The organism is Bacteroidales bacterium (assembly GCA_014860585.1).
GTDB lineage: Bacteria > Bacteroidota > Bacteroidia > Bacteroidales > 4484-276 > RZYY01.
Map to the genome: position 1 here is coordinate 1 of JACZJL010000050.1, position 4,461 is coordinate 4,461.

Genomic DNA, 4,461 nt, shown 5'->3' on the forward strand with positions numbered 1-4,461 from the left:
TATTTCGGCAGTGGTTCGGTATGGTGTGAATGCCGATCAATCCTATTCTATCAGCCGCGACATCGTCTGGCCAATGCTGCGCACTATCCCCAATAATACCCACGCCAGTTTGATCCGCTCTTTCAGGCTCGACCCGATCACCCTGATTTCTATTAATGGCTGGGCTGTGAAGCAGGAAAAAGTGACCGATTTCAGCCTTGATGGAAAAATCACGGTAAATAGTCGTTTGGATACAGACATTCACCTCCGGCGGGTGATTTTTCCCTCGACCGATTTACCTGTTTTTTGTGAAAAATATGAACTGACCAACCATCGCGATAAGGCCGTGGTCATTGACCTGCCGGAAATCAACAATGTAATCCGGACACTTGATGATCAGGGGGTTGAAGGAAGTTATTCGCTCATTGCTAAATCAATGGGTCATGGGGCTTACAGGCTTGAACCAGGTGAGATGATCAACTACTATTTGTTCTTTTTAGGGCAAAAAAAAGGTGAAAATTTTCCGGAGATTAATATTGAAAATGAACTTTCCAAAAGAGAATCCTTTCTTGATTTGTTGGCCACTAACCTCATCCTCGAAACTCCCGACCCTATCCTGAACCGGATGTTTGCCTTTGCCAAAATCCGTGCAGCCGAAAGCATTTACCAAACCAAAGGCGGCCCGATGCACGGGCCGGGAGGGTTAAGATATTACGCCGCCATTTGGGCTAACGACCAGGCCGAATACATCAACCCATTTTTCCCATTTTTGGGATATGATTATGGCATCGAATCGGCCCTGAATTCATTTCGCCATTTTGCCCGGTTTATGAATGCTGATTACAAATCCATCCCCAGTTCCATCATTGCCGAGGGAATTGACATCTGGCATGGCGCCGGCGATCGCGGCGATGGAGCAATGATAGCTTACGGCGCCACCCGTTTTGCGCTCTCTCTGGGAGATCGGAAAATCGCTGATGAACTCTGGCCGCTTATCGAATGGACGCTCGAATTCAACAGGCGCAAACTGAACCCATCGGGCGTTGTCAACTCCGATTCCGACGAACTCGAGGGGAGATTCCCGGCAGGCAGCGCCAATCTTACGACTTCATCACTTTACTACGACGCCCTGATTTCTGCAGCTTACCTTGCTGAAGATCTGGGGAAAAACCGTAAACAAATTAGTGAGTACCGTGAACAGGCAAAAACGCTGAAAAGGAATATCGAGAAGTACTTCGGCGCCCAAATGATGGGTTATGACACCTACCGCTATTACGATGGAAATGATGTGCTGAGAGCATGGATTTGCATCCCGTTAACTGTCGGGATTTTTGACCGGAAAGAGGGTACAATTGATGCCCTGTTTTCTCCTGATTTATGGACTGATGACGGACTGGCTTCCGTTTCGGGAGATAAAACGTTTTGGGACAGGGCAACGCTTTATGCATTGAGAGGAGTTTTTGCAGCCGGCGACACCCACAGAGGGATTGAGTTTCTGAAATATTATTCTAACCGTCGGCTGCTTGGCGACCATGTCCCTTATCCTGTTGAAGCGTTCCCCGAAGGCAACCAGCGTCATTTGTCTGCTGAGAGCGGGCTGTACTGCCGGATTTTCACCGAAGGGCTGTTTGGTATCCGGCCGGTTTCACTTAATGGCTTCACCTTAACCCCTCAGTTACCTGATGATTGGGATCAGATGAAACTAATTAATATACATGGTTTTCAGCAATTATTTGATCTTGAAGTAAACCGCGAAGGTAACAGGATCAGAGTGAAGGTAATCAGCGCCGGGAATGTTATCGTCAGCAGATTGATTAATAGTGGTGAAAGCCTGAAAGTGCAATTCAAATAGTTAAGATGATGAAAAGCGAAATCATAATTTACCAAACTGACGAGCAATCCACCAGGCTTGAGGTTAGGCTGGATGAAGAAACCATATGGCTTACGCAGGCTCAAATAGTCATACTTTTTGACAGTAGCAAGCCAAACATTAGCGAACATATCAAACATATTTTTCAATCAGGCGAATTAGACAAGCAGGCAACTGTTCGGGATTTCCGAACAGTTCAAATAGAAGGAAAAAGAAAGGTCTCCCGCGACATCACTCATTACAATCTCGATGTCATCATTTCCGTGGGGTACAGAGTGAATTCAATTCGTGGAACGCAATTCCGAATTTGGGCAAATAAAGTGCTGAAAGACTACCTTTTGAAAGGGTATACCATTAACCAGCGCTTCGAACGGATCGAGAAAGATGTTCATTTTATTAAGGATGAAGTTCTTAATCTCAAAGGAAAAGTAGAAGAGTTTGATTTACAAATCAAAACCGGACTGCCGCCAAACGAAGGGATATTTTTCGACGGGCAGGTGTTTGATGCTTACGTGTTTGTATCGGATTTGATAAAGTCAGCCAAAAAATCGGTTGTGCTGATTGACAATTATGTGGATGAGAGCGTTTTGTCACTGCTGTCGAAAAGAAATGAAGGTGTAACCGCCACCATCTACACTTCAAAATTGACCCGCCAATTCGAGCTGGATTTGAAAAAGCACAATGAGCAATACCCCGCCATCAATGTTGAAACGTTTACCAAATCCCACGACCGTTTCCTGATCATTGACCGGAAGATGGTGTTTCACATTGGAGCATCGCTGAAAGATTTGGGGAAAAAGTGGTTTGCATTTTCTAAAATGGAAATGAACGCCAGGGATTTACTCACACGACTGAAAAATTAATTAAACACAATTAGCCATGAACCATCAACTTACATTGTTTCCCATCACTTTACTCCTGCTATTCAACTTTTCGTTACTGGCACAGCAAAAAATTGGTACGGATGATATCCGTGGAAAAGGGCAGTGGTTTGCAGATGCCAAACCGGGGACTGAAAGTTTTGATGTGAATGTGAGCGTAAATGATGAAATAAATTTTGATCCACAGACGGATGGTGAAGGTTTCCCTTATGCCTGGCCGTCTGACACAGCGGTGAGCGCAAAATTGCACGAGTGGCAGGATTGGAAATTCGGGGTAATTATCCACTGGGGGCCATACAGCGAGTGGGGCATTGTGGAAAGCTGGAGCCTCTGCCCCGAAGACGAACCCTGGTGTGAGCGGCGCGGTCCTTATTCCCGCGATTATTACACTTATTTAAAGGAGTACGAGAAGATCAGGCACACATTCAATCCCACCGGTTTTGACCCGCAAAAGTGGGCTGCAGCCTGCGCCGATGCAGGAATGAAGTATGTCGTTTTCACCACTAAACATCATGACGGCTTTTGCATGTTTGATTCAAAATACACCGATTACAAAATCACCGGAAGCGAAAGCATTTTTTCCAACAACCCCAAAAGCAATATTGTGGATGAGGTTTTTACAGCTTTTCGGGAAAAAGAAATGGCCATTGGCGCTTATTTCAGCAAGCCCGACTGGCACAACGACGACTACTGGTGGCCTTACTTCCCGGTATTCGACCGCAATGTGAACTACGATCCCAAAAAGTATCCCGACCGATGGAAACGATTTCAGGAGTTCACTTTTAATCAGATCAAAGAATTGATGAGCGACTATGGCAAAGTGGATATTCTCTGGCTGGATGGCGGCTGGGTGCGGCCCGAAGGCACACTCACCGAAGAAACCCGCCCCTGGCTCGGCAAAAACCAGTGGATTCAGGATGTGAATATGCCGGCTATTGCCAAAAGAGCCCGTGAACTGCAGCCCGGCCTCCTCATCGTTGACCGCACCGTGCACGGCGAGTTTGAAAACTACCGCACCCCCGAGCAGCAAATTCCAGACGTGATGCCCGATTATCCGTGGGAAAGTTGCATTACCCTTGGCAACAGTTGGTATCATACCGGGCCAAACGAAAACTACAAATCAGCAACGTGGGCTATCCACACGTTGGTGAAAATAGTGGCAAAAGGCGGTAACTTCCTTCTTGGCATTGGACCTGACAAAACCGGAGAGCTTCCTCCTGTGGTTTACGAGCGGCTGGCTGAAATTGGAAAATGGATGGAGGTAAACGGAGAAGCGATTTACAACACAAAGCCGCTGGCGCCCAACCAGACAGGAGATTTTTGTTTTACCCGGTCGAAAGATGGGAAAACAAAATACGCCATCTTCCTCAAAGCAGAAGATACAGACCTCCCCGACACCATCCAATTACCCGCAGGGTTTGCCGGTGAAAGCGCCGATATCCAACTGCTTGGCCACAAAGGGAAATTGCAGGTTCTAAAGAAAGATGGTGTTTGCAGCATCAAAATCTCAAATTCAATTAAGAATGATTTGGCTAATAGACCAGCGATGGTGTTTCGGGTTGGGGTAAAAATCTCACAAGGGAATTGAAACCCTTAGCATAGGCTCTCCGCTGCCGGAAGACTTCGATTTAAATTGCAGGGTATAAGCTTGCAAAAATTAATCTTCCATTTTCATGACTTAATTTTTTCGAAATAGGCAAACTCAAATTCTTTAACCAGCGACAAATCTTC

General features: G+C 46.1%; 3 protein-coding genes. All 3 read left to right on the top strand.

The genetic code is table 11. The features are described from left to right. Window positions 1-1,831, top strand: a 1,831-nt coding sequence (locus tag IH598_05860; GenBank protein ID MBE0638023.1) for a hypothetical protein, incomplete at its 5' end; no start/stop codon positions are given. Between the two features lie 5 nt (window positions 1,832-1,836). After that, a complete protein-coding gene (locus IH598_05865) occupies window positions 1,837-2,712 on the top strand; it encodes a virulence RhuM family protein (GenBank protein MBE0638024.1) in 876 nt (291 codons plus the stop codon). A gap of 16 nt (window positions 2,713-2,728) precedes the next feature. Further along, complete coding sequence (locus tag IH598_05870; protein ID MBE0638025.1) at window positions 2,729-4,318, top strand: alpha-L-fucosidase; 1,590 nt, start codon at window positions 2,729-2,731, stop codon at window positions 4,316-4,318. Window positions 4,319-4,461 lie beyond the last annotated feature (143 nt).

Bases quoted from the DNA above. Each gene is read 5' to 3' on its own strand.
- IH598_05870 (MBE0638025.1), top strand. From the start codon at position 2,729: ATGAACCATCAACTTACATTGTTTCCCATCACTTTACTCCTGCTATTC.
- IH598_05865 (MBE0638024.1), top strand. From the start codon at position 1,837: ATGATGAAAAGCGAAATCATAATTTACCAAACTGACGAGCAATCCACC.